Genomic DNA, 20,894 nt, shown 5'->3' on the forward strand with positions numbered 1-20,894 from the left:
TCCGCTCCACATCCGCCCACTAAAGTGGCATAGGTCACACCACCCAAGAGACTTGAGTCCCTAGTTTTCTGGAATGATTCCAGAAAAGATATGTTGGGAAGAGGTGGGCGCCTCCCTCCGGGGAAGTGTCGGGTTGGCCCCGCACATTGGCCCAGCCGACTCTCGTCCGCTGAGGTGAGCCCCACCACGCGGGCACTGTCGCGCCACACCGGAACTTCCGGGCCGGCGCCGTCCCGATCTCTACCAGCCATATCCACGATCAAGGAGACCGACTTGACCGAGACCAACGAGGCACTGTCCACTGCGAGCAACGCCACGGGCTCCACGCTCGACTCTGGTGCGCCTGCGGCTAGCGACCGCAACTCGCTGAGCGTGGGCAGCAACGGCCCGCTGCTGCTGCACGACGTACGGCTCGTTGAGACGCTCGCCCACTTCAACCGTGAGCGGGTCCCCGAGCGCAACCCGCACGCCAAGGGCGCCGGTGCCTTCGGTGTCTTCGAAACCACGGAGGACGTCTCCCAGTACACCAAGGCTGCCCTGTTCCAGAAGGGTGCCCGTACCGAGATGCTCGCCCGGTTCTCCACGGTCGCTGGTGAGCAGGGCTCCCCGGACACCTGGCGGGACGTGCGCGGTTTCGCTCTGAAGTTCTACACCTCTGAGGGCAACTACGACCTGGTCGGCAACAACACGCCGATCTTCTTCGTCCGCGACCCGATGAAGTTCCCGCACTTCATCCGCTCCCAGAAGCGGATGCCGGACACGGGTCTGCGCGACAACAACATGCAGTGGGACTTCTGGACCCTCAACCCGGAGACCGCCCACCAGGTCACCTACCTCATGGGTGACCGCGGCCTGCCGCGGACCTGGCGCCACATGAACGGCTACGGTTCGCACACCTACATGTGGATCAACGCCAAGGGCGAGAAGTTCTGGGTCAAGTACCACTTCAAAACCGACCAGGGCATCGAGAACATGACCAACGAGGAAGCCGAGCGTCTCGCCGGTGTGGACGCCGACTTCCACCGTCGTGACCTGGTCGAGGCCATCGAACGCGGGGACTACCCGAGCTGGACCCTCTACGTGCAGGTCATGCCGTACGAGGACGCCAAGACCTACCGGTTCAACCCGTTCGACCTGACCAAGGTCTGGCCGCACAGCGACTACCCGCTCATCAAGGTCGGCAAGATGACCTTGAACCGCAACCCGGAGAACTTCTTCGCCGAGATCGAGCAGGCCGCGTTCGCGCCGTCGAACCTGGTCCCGGGTATCGGCGTCTCCCCGGACAAGATGCTGCTGGGCCGCGTCTTCGCCTACGCGGACGCCCACCGGGCCCGGATCGGCACCAACTACTTCCAGCTGCCGGTGAACAAGCCGCGGGTGAAGGTCAACTCCTACACCTTCGACGGGCACATGACCTACGAGCACTCCGGCAAGGCCCCGGTGTACGCGCCCAACTCCTACGGCCGTCCCTGGTCTGACCAGACCGGCCCGGTCGAGGACAGCTGGGAGGCCGACGGCGAGCTGGTGCGCAGCGCCTACGAGCTGCACGCTGAGGACGACGACTTCTCGCAGGCCGGCACCCTGGTCCGCGAGGTCTTCGACGACGCCCAGCGGGACCGGCTCGTGGAGACGGTCGCCGACCACCTGTCCAAGGGTGTCGTCGAGCCGGTGCTCTCCCGGGCCTTCCAGTACTGGAAGAACATCGACGAGACCATCGGCGAGCGGATCGAGAAGCGGTACCACGAGATCGCTCGGTGATACGCTGCTGACCAGGTGACCAGCACAGGTCAGTAGTTTCCGCGGTGGTGCGGGCCCCTCCCCCGTGCCACCGCTTTTCTTGTTCCGGCTCCAAGGGCTCTGTTTCCCGCGGAGCGGGCATGGTCTGCGGCTGCCCGGCAGGGTCACTCCCCCAGAGGGCTGGTGGGCGCTTTCCGTTTCGGCAGGATGCTGATCGTGCCCGACTCCTCCAAAATGGCGTAGTCGATCTGCTCCATCCGCGAAATCCCCTGGCTGCTGCGGGCGACTTCGAGGATCTCGCTTTCGTCGATGTGGTTCCTGGCCAACTGCTCGGCCAGCACCTTCCCCTGGGCGACGAGCACCACCGGCACACTCTGCGTCAGCCGGGCGAACCAGGGGAACCGCCACCTCAGAAAGTCGGCGGTGCGTCCCACGGCGACCAGGGTGAGGATCGCCAGGGCGGCGTTGGTGACCGAATAGTCGTTGCCGAGCAGTGCCTGCTGGGTGGCTTCGGAAATCACCAACAGCAGGAGCAGATCGAATGTGGTGAGCTGCGCCATGCTGCGTTTCCCGGCGAGCCGGAAGACCACCACCAGAATGACGTAGATCGCGACCGCACGCAGCACCGAGTCCACAAGCTTCTCCCTCTTACGGGTAGATGAACTGCCACCACCGCGCTGGCACCGCCCCTTCGACACCGATCCGCGCCCAGTGCAGTCCGGAGTGCTCGGTGCGGAGGTCGAAGGTGACTTTCACCGGTTCCCCCTCGTGGGGGGCAGTGAACCGGTAGACCACCCGGTCGGCTCTGCTGGCCACGGCAGCCGGCACCGGAGTGATACCTTGAACCGTGACCGCTTCCAGGAACTCGTGGGACAGCCCGAGTGCGACCTCCCCCTCCCGCACCGCCCGGGGAGCAATGACGACCTTCAGGGTGGTGGAGGTGGCGACCCGCACAAACCGCTCGTAGTCGACCTGCACGGTCTGGTCGCTGCTTCCGGCACTGGCCCGGCTCAGCGGCCCTCCCCCGAACACACCCAGCAGCGCGAGGGCGAACAGGAGTGCGGCCAGCACCCACGCAATCCGCTCCACCCGCCATTCGAACCGTTGGGACGCCTCGCTGCTGGAAATCACCTCCTGCTCGCTGTCCCCCATTCCTCCCCTTCCCGCGCAGCCAGGGCAGCCCGGTATCGGCCGCCCCTGCCCGCCGCGTTCGCGGCCGCCCCGCCCCACCAGCGTCGCAGCGCACCGCAGTGAGACCCCTGGCACGGCGCTATCCCGCACCTACCCGTTCCGCAAGGAAGTCCTCCCACGTCCTGCTGCCCGTGTCCGCTTCCGGTGCGGCAAGGTTGTCTCCCTGCCGGTAGGCACGGCCGATCTTCCCCGGGATCGGCACTGAGAGCAAAGGCCGGTGCGCGCCGCGTTCCCGCAAGTAGCTGCGGATAAGGTCGCCTGTCGCATACACTCGCGGCCCGGCCAGGTCCGGGACCCGCCCGGCAGGCCCGGCAGCAGCCAGGGCCACCAGCCGGGCAGCGACATCGCCTGCGTCGACAGGTTGCAGACGCAACCCACCGGGGACCGGCACGACCGGCAGCCTCGCGAGGTTGCGGACCGCATCCAACACCAGGTCGTGGAACTGGGCGGCGCGCAGCGTCGTCCACGGCACACCGGAAGCAGCCACGATCTGCTCGGCACGGTGCTTCGTCCGGTAGAACCTGAGCGGCACCCGGTCCACTCCAATGATCGAGATGAACACCAGGTGGCGTACCCCGTGGTGTGCAGCAGCCCGAACAAGGGCCTGGGTTGCCGTGTCGTCGCCCCGAGGCGCCCCGGCCAGGTGCAGCACCGTGTCGACCCCGGCTACGGCGGGCGCCACCCCGATGTCGCGGCGCAGGTCGCCGACGACGTATTCGACACCGTCTGCGTCCGGATGCGGGTGGCGGCTGAGCACCCGCACCTTGCGGCCGGACTCGCGCAGCAGCGGCACGACGTGCCGGCCGAGCGTTCCCGTGCCCCCGGTAACCAAAACAGGTGAAGTCATCGTTGTCTCCCCGTGGTCTTTGGGATCCGCTTCCCCCACTTGCGGGGAGCATGCGTTCCCGCACGGGACTCACCGTGCATCACTGGCAGGGCGGGACTGCGGTGCCACGGGCAGGGAAACGGCTCCCCGCTACGCGGGCGCGCCCGGTGGCCTGCTGTTTCCGGGCGCGCCCACCGTCGGCTGCCCGGGCCCGCTCATCCGGCCCGGGACTGTCCTCACCCGGCTGCTTCACCGAGGGGCGCGAATATCATCCCCGCAGGAAGCCGAGCAGTGCACTGTTGACTTCCTCGGCGTGGGTCCAGTTGATCGCGTGCGGCCCGCCATCCACCACCATGTACTCCACTTCGCCGAGCAGGTCGGGCAGCCGGTCCGAGGTAGCGCTGATCGGCAGGATGCGGTCGGCTGAGCCGTGCATGACGAGCACGGGAACGTCGATGCGCGGCAGGTCGGGGCGGAAGTCGGTGAGCCAGGCCTGCACGCAGGCGTAGGTGGCGTATGCGGAGGAGGAAGCGGCGACGTTGAAGCTGTTCTGCCATGCTTCTTTGCTGATCCGCTTCCCGCCGAAGACGTCGACGTTGTAGAAGTTGTCGAGGAAGTTCTTGAAGTAGGCGAACCGGTCGTCGAGGATCGCCTCTTCGATCTTCTTGAACACTTCGGCGTCCACGCCCTGGGGGTTGTCGCCGGTTTTGAGAAGGAACGGCTGGAGTGCGCCAAGCAGCACAGCCTTGCTGACCCGGTCAGAACCGTAGCGGCTCAGATAGCGGACCACCTCACCGGTTCCCATGGAGAAGCCGACGAGGATGACGTCGGAGAGGCTCAGGTGGTCGATGAGAGCTTTCAGGTCGGCGGCAAACGTGTCGTAGTCGTAGCCGGTCGTGGTGTGGGTTGACCGGCCGAAGCCGCGCCGATCGTAGGTGATGACCCGGTAGCCCGCTTCGAGCAGTGCCCGCTCCTGCTTCTCCCAGGAGTGGCCGTTGAGCGGGTATCCGTGAATGAGGATGACCGGTTGCCCGCTGCCGTGGTCTTCGTAGTAGACCCCAATAGCGGAAGAGTTCTCTGTTCCCACGGTGACAAAAGACATATCGGCTCGCCTTCTTCATTCATCAGACGGTCAAGGCAGTTGCACTCTGCTGGTCCGCCGTGGGGTAACTACCGGCCACATCCTTCCTTCAACTCTCCGACCGCGGATATTAGGAAGAATCGCCGTACTTTTGACGAAATCCCGGCGTGCCGCTCACCGGTTCTCTACTGAGAGCTCTGCTCCCTGGTGCCAGGGAGGGGGCATGCCTGTCCGGGACGGGCATGGCCGGCACGCAGCGGGCGGCGACTGCTGCGTGCCCGTCCGTGCTGCTCCTTACCTTGCGCTGCCCCAGGTTTTCCGCCCTGCAGGGTCTCGCATCGGTTGCGGTACAGTTCTCCGACTCTTTGTTTCGGCTGCTCGGAGGGCTCTTCAGACCCGCAGCACCCGGGTACCGGGGAGGCGGTTCCCGTCGCTGAAAGACATCGGCAAGCAGAGACGGGGACCTGGATACGTGGACCGGCTCCGTACGCACGGGCCGGCAGAGGGGAAGCCGCGCTGCCGCTCGCTGGCCCGGGCCCTGTCCGGGCCCGGGCACGGCACAGGTTTGGCCCCTTTCCTCCCTGGGACGCGGCGACGCTACTGGCCGGGGTGTGCGGTGAGGTTGAGGTGGGTTATCAGTCCTTGGTCGTTGAAGTCGGCCCTCACGTCGAATCCGGGTCCGGTGAGGATAAGACCGTTCCCGTCCGGGGTGGTCTGCTGCTGGAAGCCGCGCAGTGCGGCGTAGCTGGACAGGGCGCGCCTGTGGTTGGACAGGGGAAGATCGGCGAGCGCCTGCTGGATGACTCGCATGGTCCGCGCCGGCTCGGGGGCGGGGAGCATGAAATCGGGATGTTCCATGAGGAAAGCGACGCGGGTTCCTCCGCTGACCTCACCGGTGTAGAAGGTCCAGCATCCGCTCAGGGCTTTGGCGGCCTCAGCGAACAGGAACGCGACCTGGACCGGGTGCTCCGGGTTCTTCGGTAGCTCCGCAAAGGGGATTTCGGCGCGGGTCAGCTCGGGGATGCCGAGCCGTTCACCGTGGGCGCGCAGCTCGGCGGAGAGGCGGGTCAGCTCTTCGGGGAAACCGCTGGGGTTGGCCCACGCCCACAACCATGACCGGGGGCCGGGGGCAGCGGTGCCTAGCAGGTGGAACCGTTCACAGACCAGGGTCTTCTCCGGGCCAATGAATTCGAGCCGTGGTGCGCGCAGGTCAGCGTGCCAGTCGTGTTCGCCGAGCACGTCCACGAGGTGGAGCTGGTGTTCCAGGGAGAAGAGGGCGGCGTCGTCGATCAGGTCTGTCAGTGTCATCGGTGTGGGCATGCTGGGGATGTTAGGGGGAGGTGGTGACACTTTCCGCCTCCGCCGCTGAGGCCTGCTCCCCCATGGTTGACCGACCCGTCACCGTGTCCTGTCGACTGTCCTCGGAGACCGGTGACCGCAGCTCCTGCGGTCTGCCGTGAGCCGGCCTCAGCAGGATCCCCGCACTGCACCGGTCGGTTCTGGAGCTGTCCGGGGCTGAGGAACCGTGGGCCGCTGCGCAGCTTTCCTGCGCGTTTCCGGAGCGGGGGCCGACTGTTCAGGTTGGCACGGACTGGGTGAAGCAGTGGCGGCTGGGGGCGCGCCGCGGCAGCGGAGGCTTCAGCTCTTCCCGTAGGAATTCCTGAGCTCGGTGGGATGGCGGCACCGACGAGGACAGCCATCCCACCAGCGTGGGACCGCGGTTGGAGCACGGCGTTACCCCGCCCTGGCCGGGACGGGGCGTCACCGGTTCCCCGCCTGATCCTCGGCGAGGCAGGGATCACCGTCCCAGCGCACGACGGAGTAGACGCCCTCCGTCCAAGGGCCCAGCGTGCCCCACCGGTGGGACCACTGGTCGACCAGGTAGAGGCCGCGTCCGTGTTCCCGGGACGGGTCGTCGGGTGTGACGACGTGCGGAACCGAGTCCCACTGGCGCGGTGGGAGGGTGTGCACTTCGATCCGCACTCCGTGCTCGTTCACGTCCACTCGGACGGTGAAGGAGTTTCCGGGGTCGCCAGAGCGGGTGTGCCGGAGGGCGTTGGTGGCGAGTTCAGACACGATCAACGCGGCCCGGTCAAGCACGTCTGCAGCGGTAGTGATCCACGGGCACGAGCGGACCACCTCGACCACAAAGCGGCGGGCGGCAGCCACGCTGTCGGGGGTTCCAGGTAAGGCGATAGAGGTCATGCTCACCAGGCCGCAGCCTTTCCACAGAAACACAGAAATGGACATTTAGGGCAATAAATAATGAACGAATCCCGTGTTTCGTGGAAAGAACGAAGTGGAGGGTGGCGCATAGGCTCTCTCCTCGCCGCTACTCGGGTTCAGTAGGTAAGTACTAACGGAGTGGATGTGATCGCTCCGGGTACTGCCGCCTGGTCAGAGGCGGTTCAACACTCCAGCACCGAGCAACGGTTTTCCAGCCTTAGCGCTGTTCTTTGAATATTTATGAAGACCTAAACTGAATAGTTCTAGTCCGGTTCTAAGGAGTCATAGAACTGTGGTGAAACACCCTGCATGGTCCCGCTTCGGCGCCGAGGTCCGCCGGTTACGCGTCCAATCAGGGTATTCACAAGCCCAGCTCGCCAGAGCGATCCCGCTCAGCCAGAGCATGCTCAGTGGTATCGAACTAGGTCGCAAAGGAGCCAAAAGGGATCATGCGGAGGCACTGGACCGGGTTCTCAACACTGGTGGAAGGCTCGTCCGCCTTTGGGATTCCTTGAACTCTATCCCCGCTCACCCTTCGTGGTTTCAAAACGTCCTTGCCCTGGAACGCAAGGCGGTCGAAATCCGCGAGTATCAAATGGTCGTTTTGCCAGGTTTACTGCAAACCGAGGACTATGCACGATCTTTGATTCGCCCTGCTCAGCCATGGGCTAACGCCGAAAAAGTGGACGAGCTTGTTCACGCCCGCATGAGTAGACGTGAGATCCTGACTGCACCAGACCGACCGCTCTGCTGGTTTGTCGTGGATCAAGTCGTCATAGATCGTGTCACCGGTAGTCCAACGGTGATGAAAGAGCAATTGACATACCTTCTCAACCTGATCGAGGACCACACGATCAGGTTTCAAGTGTTCCCGCAAGAAATCCCCCTGCATCCTGGGCTGACAGGGCCGATCAGAATCATGTCCTTTGACGACCGCCCCACCATGGCCTATGTGGAACACACACTCGGTGGCCTGCTGACCGACCAACAGCAGGAGGTTCGCTACTGCTCAGCGATATTCTCAGCACTACAGTCCGAGGCGTTGTCTTCTCACGCCTCTGCGGACTACATCCGCAGAAGAAAGGACCAGCTATGAACTCTGACTACACGGATCTCAGCAAACTCCGGTGGCACAAATCCAGCTACAGCAGCGGCAATGGTGGCAATTGCATCGAGGTGGCAGAAACCCCCACAACTATCCTCGTCCGCGACACTCAACACCGTAACCTTGGATACCTCGTTTTCCCTCTCACCGAATGGACTCTTTTCCTCAGAAACCTCAAAAACGGTTTTTGTTAACCGTTTTCTGCCATATTTCCGGGGTCGCGATCAGTGTGTAGCCGTGGCCCCGGTCCTCAGACCCGGTTGGTACACCGGGCTCCCATCATGGGGTGGAGTGCCCTCGGGCAAGGCTTCGGACTCCCGGGCCTCATGGGGAAAGGACGTCACCCCTGGTCCCAGGCCGTCTCGGCATCGCGGTGCAGGCGCGACCTTATCGTCCGCCCACGTCTTAGCCCATCTGGTTGAGATGGTTCAGGGCGCGGGTGTTGCCGGTCTGGGCGGCCCGCTGCCACCAGTACTGAGCGCTGCCCATGTCGCCGCGGCCGTGCAGCAGGTTGCCGAGGTTGACCATCGCGTCGATGTCCCCCGCGTCGGCGGCCCGGCGATACCACTGCTCCGCACCGAACGTGTCATGCCGGTTCTCCAATAACACGCCGAGGTTGACCATCGCGTCGAGGTTCCCGGCTTCGGCGGCCCGGCGATACCACTGCTCCGCACCGAACGTGTCACCGCGCTGCTCCAGCAGATTGCCGAGCACTCCCATGGCGCGGATGTTTCCGGCTTCGGCGGCCCGGCGCCACCAGGTTTCGGCTTCTGCGGTGTCGCCTTTGCTGTAGAGCAGGTTGCCGAGAGTGTGCATGGAGGCGATGTGTCCGGCTTCCGCGGCCCGGCGATGCCAGAGTTCAGCCTCCGCACTCTCCCCCCGCTCCTTGAGCAGGTCCCCGAGGTTGACCATAGCGTCCACGTCGCCTACCTCAGCGGCACGCCGATACCACGATTCGGCTTCCACCAGGTTGCCGCGTTCCCGGGAGAGGAGGGCGAGGTTGAACATGGAGTCGAGATGTCCGGCTTCCGCGGCCTTCCGGTACCAGGACTCGGCTCCGGCGATGTCGCCTTGTTCACGGTGGCGCAGCCCGAGAGTGAACATCGTCTGCGGGTCGCCCTCCGCGGGCGGGTGGGCAGTGGGATGAGGCTGCGGGGCCGCAGGCATCCACTGGCTGGGTGCGGCATACCCGGTCGCATGAGAGGGCTGCGGCGGTACAGGTGCTGCCGTGGGCGGTGCCGTGGGGAGCGCCTGCGGGGCGATCTGCGGGCTAAAGAACGCTGGGGAACCGGACGCCTCGGGTGCGGCAGCCCGGTAGATGAGCTCCCCCAGTTCGTGGCTGTCGGGACGGGCGGCAGGGTCCTTGGCCATCATCCGGGCGACGAGGTCCGCGAGCTCCAAAGGCACGTCGGGCCGGAACTCGCGGATCGGCGGCGGATCCTGGGTGAGGTGCTGGGCAAGCAGGGCGGGCAGCGGACCGGTGAACGGGATTCTGCCGGTCAGCATGGTGTGCATGACACCGCCGAGCGCGTAGACGTCGCTGCGGGAGTCGACTTCTTCGCCTTTCCACTGCTCTGGGGGCATGAACGCGGGGGTGCCAAGCGCGGTACCGACCGCGGTGAGCTGGCTGGTGGCGTCCGCGATGTGGGCGATGCCGAAGTCGCAGACCTTGACATGGCCGGTGTCGAGGAGGAACAGGTTGCCGGGTTTGAGATCGCGGTGGACGACCCGGTGGGTGTGTGCGGCTCGCAGGGCGTCGGCGGCCTGCACTGCTACAGACACCACAAGGTCCAGCGGCATGCCTTGCGGATGGTCGGCGAGGACGGCGCCCAGGTCACGGCCGCGCAGCAGCTCCATGACGAGGAACAGTTGGCCTTCGTGGTGGCCGAAGTCGTGGACAGCGGTGATATTGGGGTGTTGGATGTTGGCGGAGATACGGGCCTCGCGCTGGAAGCGTCGAATGAGGACACCGTCGTTGTCCCCGCTAAGGATGAGCTTGACGGCAACCTCGCGTTCCAGGTGCGGGTCGAAGGCCCGCCAGACTTCCCCCATGCCGCCTCGGCCTAGCCGTTCTTCCAGCCGATACCGTCCTGCCAGCACCGCCTCGGACTGCACACGCAACTCCCTTGGACATCTGCCATTGTCTTCCTCATTCTTTACCGCAGTGGGCGGTGACTCTCGCCACCGTCCGGTAGCAGAACTCATTGCGCCTCTTCACACGGCTTCGGTGTGGTGGACGTCCGGGGCCGGTGCGCAGCGCAGGGCCGTGGACGCCTCCCGACGGTCGTTGGTTTCCCTTGCTTCTTGCGGGGGCGGTCCGCCGCGGCGCAGGGACGGTCCACCCAGCGGGGCAGACCAGATCCGATCTGGATAGCGACCAGGAAGAGTCCTTAATGTTTCGGGGTATGGGGTGGTGCTCCCGTCCGCGGAGCGGGAAGACGGTTCTGTCCCCTACCTCGCCCAGCACGGTATGCGTCCTCCGGGGCAGGCAGTCCAGTGTTGGGGCGGCGCCCTCTACAGCGGAAGGTGTGCGACGACTCTCGATAGTCCTTTCGTCGTAATTCCTGGTCGGTGCGGGTCCGGTCGCACCGAGGACGGGGTTTCGCTCCGCTCATGGTGGGAATCCCGTCCCCGGTGTTCCTCCGGTGTCCGGGACGTCCTGTCCTCGGGCACCGGCCAGGCGCTCGGATCCACACGAAAGGTGACGTACGTGTCGCAGCCCGGCCTCTTCAACGATCTGCTCCGATGGGAACAGCGCGGATGGGACGCCCTGTGCGCGGGCACGGGAGCGGACTTCTACACCTCGCTGATGACTGAAGACGGGGTGATGGTGCTCGCCAACGGGCTGGTGCTGGACCGTGCCGCCGTGGCTGTCTCCTTGAACGAGACCCCGCCGTGGAGCGGCTATGAGATCAGCGATGCGCGACTGGTCGCTGCCGGTGACGACAGTGCCATCCTCGTCTACACCGGGGCCGCATACCGTGCCGGAGAGCCGTCCGTGTTCCGTGCCCTCATGTCGAGTGTCTATGTCCGGCAGCAAGACCGCTGGCGGCTGGCCCTCTACCAACAGACTCCGCTTCCCGGCCCGGAGGTGAGGGGAGCCCGCACGTGACCCGCGGCCAGCGACGGCTCTCCTCAGGGTTCTCACCAGAGGCACGAGTTCGCGCGGGAGCACCCGGCACCGTTCGGCGGGCTGACTATTAAGGTCCCTTCGCGCGTGTAGTCGGCGCGGTCGCCCTCCCCGGACGGGGAGCGCTGAGCCCCGGTTGACGCCCGCCTCCGTCCCTCAAGGCGATGCACTCCTCGGCTGAACGGGTCACGACAGTGTCCGTTGAACCCCATCCGTTTCCGCACCCCGGGGTTCAGGGACGGTCCGGGTTGTCTTCTCTTCACATGTGCATCGAGGCGTCCACGGCGGGCAGGCCTTGTCCACTCTCGGGGGCTCGGGATGTGTTTCCGGCACGCAACCGGCCGCTGAAGAATTCGGACAGGTTCGGAGGCCTACTGGGATTTTGGGCCGTGAATAACGTCGACCACGTATTCGGCAATAGCCATGCACGACGTTGCTGCGGGCGATGGCGCGTTGCGGACCGCTGTAATACGCCCCATTTGATTGATGCGGAAATCGTCGACAAGGCTGCCGTCACGGTCGAGCGCCTGGGCGCGGACCCCGGCCCCGCCGCGGACCACGTCGCCAGGACCAATCTCCGGCACATACCGTTGCGCGGCCTTCATGTAGGCGCGTTGGGACACCGACCCGTACATCTCCTTCAGCCCGGTCACCCAGTGTTTGCGGGCCATCGCCCAGAACCCGGGCCAGGAGGCGATAGCGCCCAGGTCGGCCAGGTTGACCGTGGCGAGCCGGTAGCCTTCGCGGGCGAACGCAAGCACCGCGTTGGGGCCGACCTCTACTTCCCCGGAGACTCGGCGGGTGAAGTGTACGCCGAGGAACGGGTAGCGGGGATCCGGGACCGGGTAGATCAAACCGCGCACCATGTGCGCCTTCTCTGGTTTGACCAGCATGTACTCGCCTCGGAACGGGATGATCCGCGGTTCGGTCCCGTCGCCGGCGAGGCGCGCAACCCGGTCGGTGTGCAGTCCTGCGCAGATGATGAGGCGGTCCACGGTCACCGGCTGACCGCCGGCGACAACCTCGATCGAGTCGCTGACTTCCCGGATGCGGGTGACCGGCGCAGTGCAGCGGATCTCCCCGCCTGCCTCGGTGATGTCTTTCGCGAAAGACGCGCAGATGAGCGGATAGTCGGTGATGGCGGTGTGCGGCGAGTGCAGGGCGACCAGCCCGGTGGCGTGCGGTTCGATTGCGCGGATCTCCTCGGGCCCGATGCGGCGCAGCCCGGGCACCGCGTTGCTGTCGGCGCGGGCGTAGATGGCGTCGAGCCGCCGCACGTCTTCGGAGTTGACCGCGACCACGAGCTTGCCGCACTCCTCGTAGGGCAGGCCGCGGTCGGTGCAGTATTCGCGGAGCATCTCCCGACCGCGTGTGCACAGCCGGGCTTTCAGGCTGCCGGGCTTGTAGTAGAGTCCTGCGTGGACGACTCCGGAGTTGTGGCTGGTCTGGTGGGCAGCGATCCGGTCTTCTTTTTCCAGCACGACCACGCGCGTGCCTGGCCACCGGCGGATGATCTCCCGGCCGATCGCCAGCCCGATGATGCCGGCGCCGACGATGCCCACAACCTCGTCAGCCATTCCCGTCTCCCTGTTTCCTGTCCGGTAGGTGTGCGATCCAGGCTCAGCGCCGTTGTCGACCGCGACCTGACGGTAGTCGACCGCGTCGATGCAGTGGTGCGCAGCCCTGCGGTCGCGGGCGAAGACCACGGCGAACAGCCCGTAGCTGAGCCGGTGACAGCCGCTCCCGCCTGGGTGGGTGTCTCCCCGGCGCAGACTGCCTCCGCTGCAGCGGGGCGGGCACGAACGTGTGCTGCGCTGGCCAAGAACGGAGGCCCGGAACCGGAATCGGAGCAGGGAAAACCCCGGGTTCGGAGGGCGTGTCACTCCCCCCAATCCGGGATTATGGGATGTCGGATCCGAGGACCAGTCGGCCGACGGGGTGAAGCCGGGGTTTCCCCTCCAGCTCGCTGCCCCAGCACATGCGGGCAACGGTCTCCACGGGGACCAGCTTACGGCGCTGCTGCTCCTCGTTGAGCGTGGCCTTGCCAGGGCAGAGAAGCTCGCGCTCGGACTGACCGCCGCTGTCAGCGGTGTCCTTGATCCCTGCTGGGGTGGTCCTTGCGACGGACGATGCGGAGCACCTCTCCCTCGAGGACCAGACGGTCCAGGACGGGCCTCCCCGATGCCTGCGCGGCCTGCTCTCTTCTCCACCCGGGCGCAGCGAAGGAATCCGTGGGCATCCTTGGGCACGCGGTCGTTCTCCTCCGGGCCGCATGCCCAAGCTATCCCTGGACCCGCTCTGCGGAAGCGGTCCCCTGGGCCGCCTCGGCGGTGTCCAGGACGGCTGCTCTCCGTGCCCCTGCCCGGCGGGCGAGCAAGCCGTAGCGGGGTGCCAGCAGATAGGCGGCAGCGAAGAGCAGCGCCTGCACGAGGACGATCATGCCGCCGGGCGCCACATCCAGCAGGAAACTGGCGTAGACCCCCACCACCGAGGCAGCCACTGACGTGGCCACCGCGATGAGCATCATCCGTTCGAAGCGGTCCGTGAGCAGGTAGGCGGTCGCGCCCGGGATGATCAGCATGGCGACGACCATGATGATGCCGAGCACCTGGAGTGCGATGACCACGGTCACCGCCAGCAGCCCGAGCAGCAGTGCTTCCAGGCGGCGCGGCCGCAGCCCGATCACGTGCGCGTGGGCCGGGTCGAAAGCGTACAAGGTCAAGTCGCGGTGGGTGAACGCCACCACGGCCAGCGTGACGACGGTCATCACCACGATCTGCAGGATCTCGACGTCGCTGACGCCGAGCGGGTTACCGAAGAGGATGTGTCGCAGGTCGGTGTCGCTGGAGATGCGGGAGATGATGACCACGCCGAGCGCGAACATCGCGGTGAACACGATGCCGATCGCGGCGTCCTCTTTGACGCGGGACGTGCGGTTGACTGTGCCGATCAGCGCCACCGAGCCTACGCCGAAGACCAGTGCTCCCACCGCGAACGGCAGCCCGAGCAGGTAGGACAGCACTACGCCGGGCAGGACCGCATGCGAGATGGCGTCCCCCATCAGCGACCAGCCGATCAAGGTCACCCAGCAGGACAGCACCGCGCACACTGCGCCCGCGAGCACGCTAGCCAGGAGTGCCCGCTGCATGAACTCGAACGTGAAGGGGACGGTCAGCCAGTCGATGAGGGTCATGCGGGCTCCTCTAGTCCGAAAGCGCGGAGCATCAGCTCGGGTACGAGGACGCGGTCCGGGCTGCCGTGGGCCAGGACGCGCCGGTGCAGCAGGATGGCTTCGTCGCACAGCTCCCCCACTCCGGCCAGGTCGTGGGTGGAGACCAGCAGGGTGGCTCCTTCGTCGCGCATCTCCCGCAGCACGCGAACGATGGTGCGTTCTGAGGGCTTGTCTACGCCCGCGAACGGCTCGTCCAGCAGGAACACGGTGGCGCCTTGGGCGATGCCGCGGGCGATGAACGCGCGTTTCCGCTGGCCGCCGGAGAGGGCTCCGATCTGCCGGTGGGCCAGGTCGGTGAGTCCGGTGCGTTCGAGGGCTTCGGCTACCGCGTCACGGTCGGACTTGCGGGGTCGGCGGGTAAGGCCCATGTGACCGTAGCGTCCCATCATCACCACGTCGATCACCCGCACTGGGAAGGCCCAGTCCACCTGTTCGGACTGGGGGACGTAGCCCAGCAGGCCGTTTTTGCGGGCCTGGGCGGGCGGTAGGCCGTGGATCCGCACGTGTCCGCTCTGCGGGGTGACGAGTTCCGCGATGGTTTTCAGCAGGGTGGACTTGCCGGAGCCGTTGGCGCCGAGCAGGCCGCACACGACGCCGCGTCCAATCTCCACGGTGACGTTGTCGAGTGCCAGGACGTCGCCGTAGCGGACGGTGACCTCGCGGACTTCGAGTGCGGGCGGGGTGGTCACGAGCGGCCTCCCTGTCCGGTGAGTCCGGCGACGATGGCTTCCGCGTCGTGGCGCAGCAGGTCCAGGTAGGTGGGGACTGGGCCGTTTGCGTCGGAGAGCGAATCCACGTACAAGGGTTCGCCGAGGACGGCACCGGTCTCGCGGGCGACCTGGCGCTGGGCGCTGTCGTTGACGGTACTTTCACAGAAGACCGCGGGGACGTTGTGCTCACGGACGAACTCCACCACGGAGGCGATCTGCTGGGGGGTGCCTTCCCCTTCAGCGTTCATCGGCCACAGGTACTTCTCGGTTAGCCCTGTGTCGCGTGCCAGGTAGGAGAATGCGCCCTCGCAGGTGACCAGGACCCGCTGTTCTTCGGGCACTGTGGCGAGTTCAGCACGGAGGAACTCGCCGATCTCGGTGATCTCAGCCTGGTAGGCCTCGGCGTTGGCCGCATAGTCGGCGGCATGGTCCGGGTCGAGTTCGCTGAGCGCATCCCGGATGTTGTCGACGTAGACGAGGGCTTCGTCCGGGGACATCCACGCGTGCGGGTTGGGGTGGCCCGCATAGTCCCCGGAGGCGACAGGGATGGTCTCGACTCCCTCGGTGACCACGCGGGTGGGGACGTCGAGCGGGTCGGTGAACTGCTCAAACCACAGTTCCAGGTTCATGCCGTTGGCGAGGAGGAGGTCAGCGGCCTGGGCACGGACCAGGTCGCTGGGGGTGGGCTCATATTCGTGGATCTCCGCACCGACCCGGGTGATGGATTCCACGCGGGCGTGCTCCCCGGCGACGTTGCGCGCCATGTCAGCGAGGACGGTGAAGGTGGTGAGCACGACAGGCCGGTCGTCGTCGAGCTGTGTGGCTGGTGAGGTGCCGCACGCAGCAAGTGCTGCGAGGACAATACCGAGCACACCGGTTTTTAAGGTACGACAATCTTTAAAGTTCGCCACGCCTAACTTTTACCACTATGCCGGCCCGCCAACCATGTCCGGGCCGGTGAGATGTGCGGGATTCGACTACGCAGCGTTAGTGGTCTGTCGCGATCCAGAGCGCTTCGGCGACCCCCGTGCCGATGGACCGCTCTTCAACCCCTTCGTCGGTGTGCAAACGCACGACGAGAGGGCCGCCGAAAGGTTGACGTTCCACAAGCTCGATCCGCATGCCGATGCCGATGTGCTGGCTGGCCAGGTAGCGCAGCAGCGCCGGGTCGGAGTCGTTGACACGGACGATCGTCCCCCCGCTTCCCGGGTCCACGTGGGCCAGCAGGCGGGTCTCCTGTGTCGGAACGCGGCCGTCGCTGGTCGGAATGGGGTCGCCGTGCGGGTCGACCGTGGGATGGCCCAGGCGTTCGGCGATACGTTCCACAAAACGGTCCGAGACGACGTGTTCGAGGACCTCCGCCTCGTCGTGGACCTCGTCCCAGGAGTACCCGAGTTCCTCCACGAGGTAGAGCTCGATCAGTCGGTGACGGCGCAGTACGGCCAAGGCGACCTTGTCTCCCGTGGGGGTCAGTCGCACGTCGCCGTAGCGCTGGTGGTCGACCAGCCCCAGTTCACCGAGTTTGCGCAGCATGCCGGAGACCGAGGAGTTGGACACGGCGAGCCGCTCGGCGACCCGGGAAATGGTGACTGGGCCACTTCCGCGTTCCTGAAGGTCGTAGATGACCTTGACGTAGTCCTCGACCGACGTTGACGGCCGGTTCGCAACAGGCGCCATAGAGCCACGCTATCGCGTTCCCCGCAAAAAGTCGGGGCCTCCGGGCAAGGGCGGCCGCGAAGAGGGGACGCCCTTCACTCGCTGAGCCGGTTCGGGGAGTTTTTCTTCTCGCGGTCCGCCCGCGACGGGGACATGATCTGCGGTTTCGGTCCGCCAAAACAGGCAGATTTCCTTTCGTTACGTCATTTATAGGACACAATCTGTTGACATAGCCCGTGATACGTATCACGATTCTGGTACAACCCCTAGCTGGGAGCGCTCCCAACTCCTTTCCGCATCCATCCCCATCCCGGGGGCGTTCCAGGCGGGGGAGACCATTCCGGATCGTCCCTCGGACGTTCCGGGCCGGCCGCCGCGGCCAGCCCCCACAGGTCGCGGCGGTCCTAGCCGTAACGTCTCTCAAGGAGTTCCACGGTGAGAATGAGAAGCCGGCTCGCTGCTTTTGGCGCACTCGCTGGCTTGACTGCAACCCTCGCCGCCGTCACACCGGCCGAGGATGCTTACGCGCACGGCGCGATGACCTACCCCCCGACGCGTAGCTACATCTGCTACGTCAACGGCATCGAGGGGGGCCAGGGCGGCAACATCGCGCCCACCAACCCCGCTTGCCAGAACCTGCTTGCGGAGAACGGCAACTACCCGTTCTACAACTGGTTCGGCAACCTCATCAGCGACGCTGGTGGCCGGCACCGCGAGATCATCCCGGACGGCCAGCTCTGCGGCCCCCACCCGCAGTTCAGCGGCCTGAACCTGGTCAGCGAGCACTGGCCCACCACCACGCTGGTGGCCGGAAGCACCATCACCTTCCAGTACAACGCCTGGGCACCGCACCCCGGCACCTGGTACCTGTACGTCACCAAGGATGGCTGGGATCCCAACTCCCCGCTGGGTTGGGACGACCTGGAGCCTGTTCCCTTCCACACGGTCACCGACCCGCCGATCCGTCCTGGTGGCCCCGAGGGACCGGAGTACTACTGGGACGCCACGCTGCCTAACAAGTCGGGCCGCCACATCATCTACTCGATCTGGCAGCGCTCCGACAGCCCGGAGGCCTTCTACGACTGCACCGACGTGGTGTTCGTCGGCGGCGGCGACGACGGCGGTTCGGGCGGTCCTCAGCCGGACACTGAGGCGCCCACTGCTCCCGGCACCCCGGTGGCTGGTTCCCTGAACGGCACCTCCGCCCAGATCAGCTGGCCTGCTGCAACCGACAACGTCGGTGTCGCCGAGTACCGGGTGTACAACGCGGCCAACGACGAGCTGCTGGCCACGACTCGCACCACCAGCGTCACCCTCACCGGGCTGACGCCGAACACCGACTACTCGATCTACGTCGTGGCGCGCGACGCGGCGGGCAACACCTCGAGCCCGTCGGCGACGCTGACCTTCAACTCGGGTGACGCTCCCGCGCTCGCCTGCGAGATCGAGTACAGCACACCCAACACCTGGTACGGCGGATTCACCGCCCAGGTGCGGATCTACAACGGCAGCCACGAGTCCATCGACGGCTGGGAACTGACGTGGGACTTCACCAACGGTGAGACCATCAACCAGGCGTGGAACGCCACTGCCCAGCAGTCCGGAACCACCGTGACGGTCACCAACGTCTCGTGGAACAGCACCATTCCGCACCACGGCTCGGTGGAGTTCGGCTTCAACGCCAACTCCACGCGGGAGCCGGGAGTGCCGGAGAACTTCAAGCTCAACGGCAGCCTCTGCTCCGTGGCCTAACGGTTCTCCCTCCCTCAACTCGGTGACGACGAGTCCCTCCCCTCCGTCACCGGCCCGAGCCCGCTCCGCCACTGGCGGGGCGGGCTCTTCACGCTTCGAGGGCACGCAGCGGCACCGCCGCTTTGAGCAGCATCTCGGCGTACTCGCGCTCCGGCACCGACTCGAGTACGACAGCCCCGCCTGCTCCCACGGTCACCTGCCCGTCATGGCAGACAGCGGTGCGGATCACCACGCTCAGATCGGCGGTCCCTGAGAAGGACAGGTAGCCCAACGCTCCCGAATACACCCCTCGCGCGCTCGTCTCCAGCCGGTCCACGATCTCCATGGTGCGTTTCTTAGGCGCCCCCGTCATCGACCCGGGCGGAAAGCACGCCGCCACCGCGTCCACCGCGGACCGGTCTGCGCGCAGCCGTCCGCGGATCGTGGAGATCAACTGGTGCACCGTGGCGTAGGACTCGGTGTACAAGAACGCGGGCACCTCCACGCTTCCGATCTCGCAGACCCGTCCCAGGTCGTTGCGGAGCAAGTCCACGATCATCAGGTTCTCCGCCCGGGTTTTCGGGTCGCCGCGCAAGGCGTCCCGGGCGCGCGCATCGCGGACCGGGTCGTCGTGGCGCGGTGCGGTCCCCTTGATCGGGCGGCTCTCCACCCAGCCGTCCGGGGTGACCCGCAGAAAACGCTCCGGGGAGGCGCTATACACGGCGGTCTCCCCCGCGTGGAGCAGGGCCGCGTACGGGGCCGGGTTAGCGCGGCGCAGCCTCAAGTAGAAGGCTGTGCCGTCACCGGGTGCTGGCAATCGTGCCCGGGTAGTCAGGCAGATTTCGTAGCTCTCCCCCGCGGCCAGCTCCTCCAGGCACCGTTTGACGTCGGCCACGTAGTCGTCCGGGGAACGCTCCAGGAACGGGGTCGGATCCACTCCCCTGCCGGTCTGCTGCAAGGCTGACGGGGATCGCAGTCCGCTGAGTGAGCGCGCCATGGCGTCCAGCCAGGCTTCGTCGCCGTCCACGGCGACCAGGTAGGTGCGGTCCGCTGCGTGGTCGACCGCGATGAAGCGGTCGCAGCGCAGCCATACCGCGTCAGGGGTGGCGGCGCGGTGCACGGCCGTGCCGCCGCAGTCGGCTTTGAGTTCGTAGCCGAAGTAGCCGACATAGCCGCCCAAGAAGTCGAAAGGCAGGTCGGGACGGCCGTAGGGGGCGGAAGCGGTGCGGGTCGCGAGCGCGTCGAAGATCGTGCCGGGCTCGGTGTGCGTCGTGCCGTCGGCAGAGCGCACGGCTACCGTGCCGTCGCCTACCCGGTAGGTGAGCACTTCGCTCTGAGGGCTGTCGAGACCGCCGAGAAACGAGAACCGTGCGGTCCCGCCGGTCAGGCTGCTGTCCAGCCAGAAGGCGTAGTCGCGTCCGGCATAGCAGGTGAGGAACGCTGCTTCGGTGTCCACGGCACGCGGCATGACCCGGAACCGCAGGGTTTTCCGCACCTCGTGGAGAGCCCGCGGCGCTGCCCCGGTGGGCGGTACCCCCTGCTGTCCTGGTCGCACCGGGGTCGTGTGGAGTGCGGGCCGCGGGCTTCCGCTCTGCTGCGCGGTAGCTCCGGGACGTCCAGCAACCACCCGGCGGTGGGCCCGGGCCAGGCGAACGAAGTTGGCGACCAGAGTGGGGCCGTGGTCGCTGGCCACGGATTCGGGGTGGAACTGGACGCCCCAGCGTGGCAGGACGCGGTGGCGCAACGCCATGACCACCCCGTCCTCGGCCCAGGCGGTAGCTTCCACATCCTCCGGCAGCGGCGAGGCCACGCACAGCGAGTGGTAGCGCACGGCGGTGAAGTCCTGGGGAATTCCCGCGAAAAGAGCGGAATTGTCGTGGCGTACCCGGCTGAGATGCCCGTGGCGGGGCCGGGGGGCCGAGACCACCGCGGCACCGGCGTGGTGGGCGATGGCTTGGTGGCCCAGGCACACGCCGAGGATCGGCAGGTGCGGTTCGTCCAACACGCGCCGCGTGTGCCCCACGTCGCTGGCCCGCTGGGGTCGGCCAGGGCCGGGAGAGATCACGGCGGCGTCGAAGTCAGCGGGGTCCAAGCACTTCCAGCGCGGATCGTCGTTGGTGACGACCAGCGGTTCCTCGCCTAGGGTGCGCGCAAGCAGATGGACGAGGTTGTAGGTGTAGGAGTCGTGGTTGTCCACGAGCAGCACCCGCATGCCGATCCTCCCTTCCCTGCCGCACCGCGTTTCAGGGTACGCCTGTCAGCGCCGCGC

At 66.3% G+C, this 20,894-nt stretch carries 18 protein-coding genes; 5 read left to right on the plus strand and 13 right to left on the minus strand.

Annotated features, from left to right (window positions below; all coding sequences use genetic code 11):
• Positions 1-273: 273 nt before the first annotated feature.
• Positions 274-1,758: a catalase gene (locus TFU_RS08125; protein ID WP_016188751.1), complete on the plus strand. Its 1,485-nt coding sequence runs from the start codon at positions 274-276 to the stop codon at positions 1,756-1,758.
• Positions 1,759-1,901: 143 nt separating this feature from the next.
• On the opposite strand, the gene TFU_RS08130 is transcribed toward TFU_RS08125, so the two are convergent.
• The 6 genes from TFU_RS08130 to TFU_RS08155 form a co-directional block, all read right to left on the minus strand.
• Positions 1,902-2,372: a DUF421 domain-containing protein gene (locus TFU_RS08130; protein ID WP_011292076.1), complete on the minus strand. Its 471-nt coding sequence runs from the start codon at positions 2,370-2,372 to the stop codon at positions 1,902-1,904.
• 13 nt (positions 2,373-2,385) lie between these two features.
• Positions 2,386-2,889, minus strand: coding sequence for a hypothetical protein (locus TFU_RS08135; protein WP_011292077.1), 504 nt, complete (start codon positions 2,887-2,889; stop codon positions 2,386-2,388).
• 118 nt (positions 2,890-3,007) lie between these two features.
• Positions 3,008-3,775 (minus strand): SDR family oxidoreductase, encoded by a 768-nt coding sequence (locus tag TFU_RS08140; RefSeq protein ID WP_011292078.1) that lies wholly within the window; start codon positions 3,773-3,775, stop codon positions 3,008-3,010.
• A gap of 247 nt (positions 3,776-4,022) precedes the next feature.
• Entirely contained in the window at positions 4,023-4,856 is an 834-nt protein-coding gene (locus tag TFU_RS08145) for an alpha/beta fold hydrolase (protein ID WP_011292079.1), read from the minus strand.
• Positions 4,857-5,432: 576 nt separating this feature from the next.
• A complete protein-coding gene (locus tag TFU_RS08150; protein ID WP_016188752.1) occupies positions 5,433-6,143 on the minus strand; it encodes a DUF6882 domain-containing protein in 711 nt (236 codons plus the stop codon).
• 453 nt (positions 6,144-6,596) lie between these two features.
• Positions 6,597-7,040 carry an ATP-binding protein gene (locus TFU_RS08155; protein ID WP_227481039.1) on the minus strand — a complete coding sequence of 148 codons (444 nt, stop codon included), beginning with the start codon at positions 7,038-7,040 and terminating at the stop codon, positions 6,597-6,599.
• Positions 7,041-7,353: 313 nt separating this feature from the next.
• On the opposite strand from TFU_RS08155, the gene TFU_RS15815 reads away from it, so the two are divergent.
• Both TFU_RS15815 and TFU_RS15820 read left to right on the plus strand, forming a co-directional pair.
• Positions 7,354-8,157 (plus strand): helix-turn-helix domain-containing protein, encoded by an 804-nt coding sequence (locus TFU_RS15815; protein ID WP_011292082.1) that lies wholly within the window; start codon positions 7,354-7,356, stop codon positions 8,155-8,157.
• Entirely contained in the window at positions 8,154-8,360 is a 207-nt protein-coding gene (locus tag TFU_RS15820) for a DUF397 domain-containing protein (RefSeq protein WP_011292083.1), read from the plus strand. The genes TFU_RS15815 and TFU_RS15820 overlap by 4 nt, the downstream gene beginning before the upstream one ends.
• 211 nt (positions 8,361-8,571) lie before the next feature.
• Here TFU_RS15820 and TFU_RS08165 read toward each other — a convergent pair whose 3' ends face one another.
• Positions 8,572-10,281 carry a serine/threonine-protein kinase gene (locus TFU_RS08165; protein WP_016188756.1) on the minus strand — a complete coding sequence of 570 codons (1,710 nt, stop codon included), beginning with the start codon at positions 10,279-10,281 and terminating at the stop codon, positions 8,572-8,574.
• Between the two features lie 595 nt (positions 10,282-10,876).
• On the opposite strand from TFU_RS08165, the gene TFU_RS16325 reads away from it, so the two are divergent.
• Positions 10,877-11,278: a nuclear transport factor 2 family protein gene (locus tag TFU_RS16325; RefSeq protein ID WP_016188757.1), complete on the plus strand. Its 402-nt coding sequence runs from the start codon at positions 10,877-10,879 to the stop codon at positions 11,276-11,278.
• Between the two features lie 389 nt (positions 11,279-11,667).
• Here the strand turns inward: TFU_RS16325 and lhgO are convergent, their stop codons facing one another.
• The 5 genes from lhgO to TFU_RS08195 form a co-directional block, all read right to left on the minus strand.
• The gene (gene lhgO, locus TFU_RS08175) at positions 11,668-12,873 is read right to left on the minus strand and encodes an L-2-hydroxyglutarate oxidase (RefSeq protein WP_038043772.1); all 1,206 of its coding nucleotides are present in this window, start codon (positions 12,871-12,873) and stop codon (positions 11,668-11,670) included.
• 704 nt (positions 12,874-13,577) lie between these two features.
• Positions 13,578-14,489 carry a metal ABC transporter permease gene (locus tag TFU_RS08180; RefSeq protein WP_011292087.1) on the minus strand — a complete coding sequence of 304 codons (912 nt, stop codon included), beginning with the start codon at positions 14,487-14,489 and terminating at the stop codon, positions 13,578-13,580.
• Entirely contained in the window at positions 14,486-15,217 is a 732-nt protein-coding gene (locus TFU_RS08185; protein WP_011292088.1) for a metal ABC transporter ATP-binding protein, read from the minus strand. The genes TFU_RS08180 and TFU_RS08185 overlap by 4 nt, the downstream gene beginning before the upstream one ends.
• Entirely contained in the window at positions 15,214-16,110 is an 897-nt protein-coding gene (locus TFU_RS08190; protein WP_016188759.1) for a metal ABC transporter substrate-binding protein, read from the minus strand. The genes TFU_RS08185 and TFU_RS08190 overlap by 4 nt, the downstream gene beginning before the upstream one ends.
• A 115-nt stretch (positions 16,111-16,225) precedes the next feature.
• The gene (locus tag TFU_RS08195; protein WP_011292090.1) at positions 16,226-16,915 is read right to left on the minus strand and encodes a metal-dependent transcriptional regulator; all 690 of its coding nucleotides are present in this window, start codon (positions 16,913-16,915) and stop codon (positions 16,226-16,228) included.
• Positions 16,916-17,335: 420 nt separating this feature from the next.
• On the opposite strand from TFU_RS08195, the gene TFU_RS08200 reads away from it, so the two are divergent.
• Entirely contained in the window at positions 17,336-18,646 is a 1,311-nt protein-coding gene (locus tag TFU_RS08200; RefSeq protein WP_061783670.1) for a lytic polysaccharide monooxygenase, read from the plus strand.
• An 88-nt stretch (positions 18,647-18,734) separates the two neighbouring features.
• Here the strand turns inward: TFU_RS08200 and pabB are convergent, their stop codons facing one another.
• On the minus strand, positions 18,735-20,837 hold the full coding sequence (gene pabB / locus TFU_RS08205; RefSeq protein ID WP_011292092.1) for an aminodeoxychorismate synthase component I: 2,103 nt from the start codon (positions 20,835-20,837) through the stop codon (positions 18,735-18,737).
• Positions 20,838-20,894: the final 57 nt, after the last annotated feature.

The sequence above is a fragment of the Thermobifida fusca YX genome (genome assembly GCF_000012405.1).
In the GTDB taxonomy this organism is placed as follows: Bacteria; Actinomycetota; Actinomycetes; order Streptosporangiales; family Streptosporangiaceae; genus Thermobifida; species Thermobifida fusca.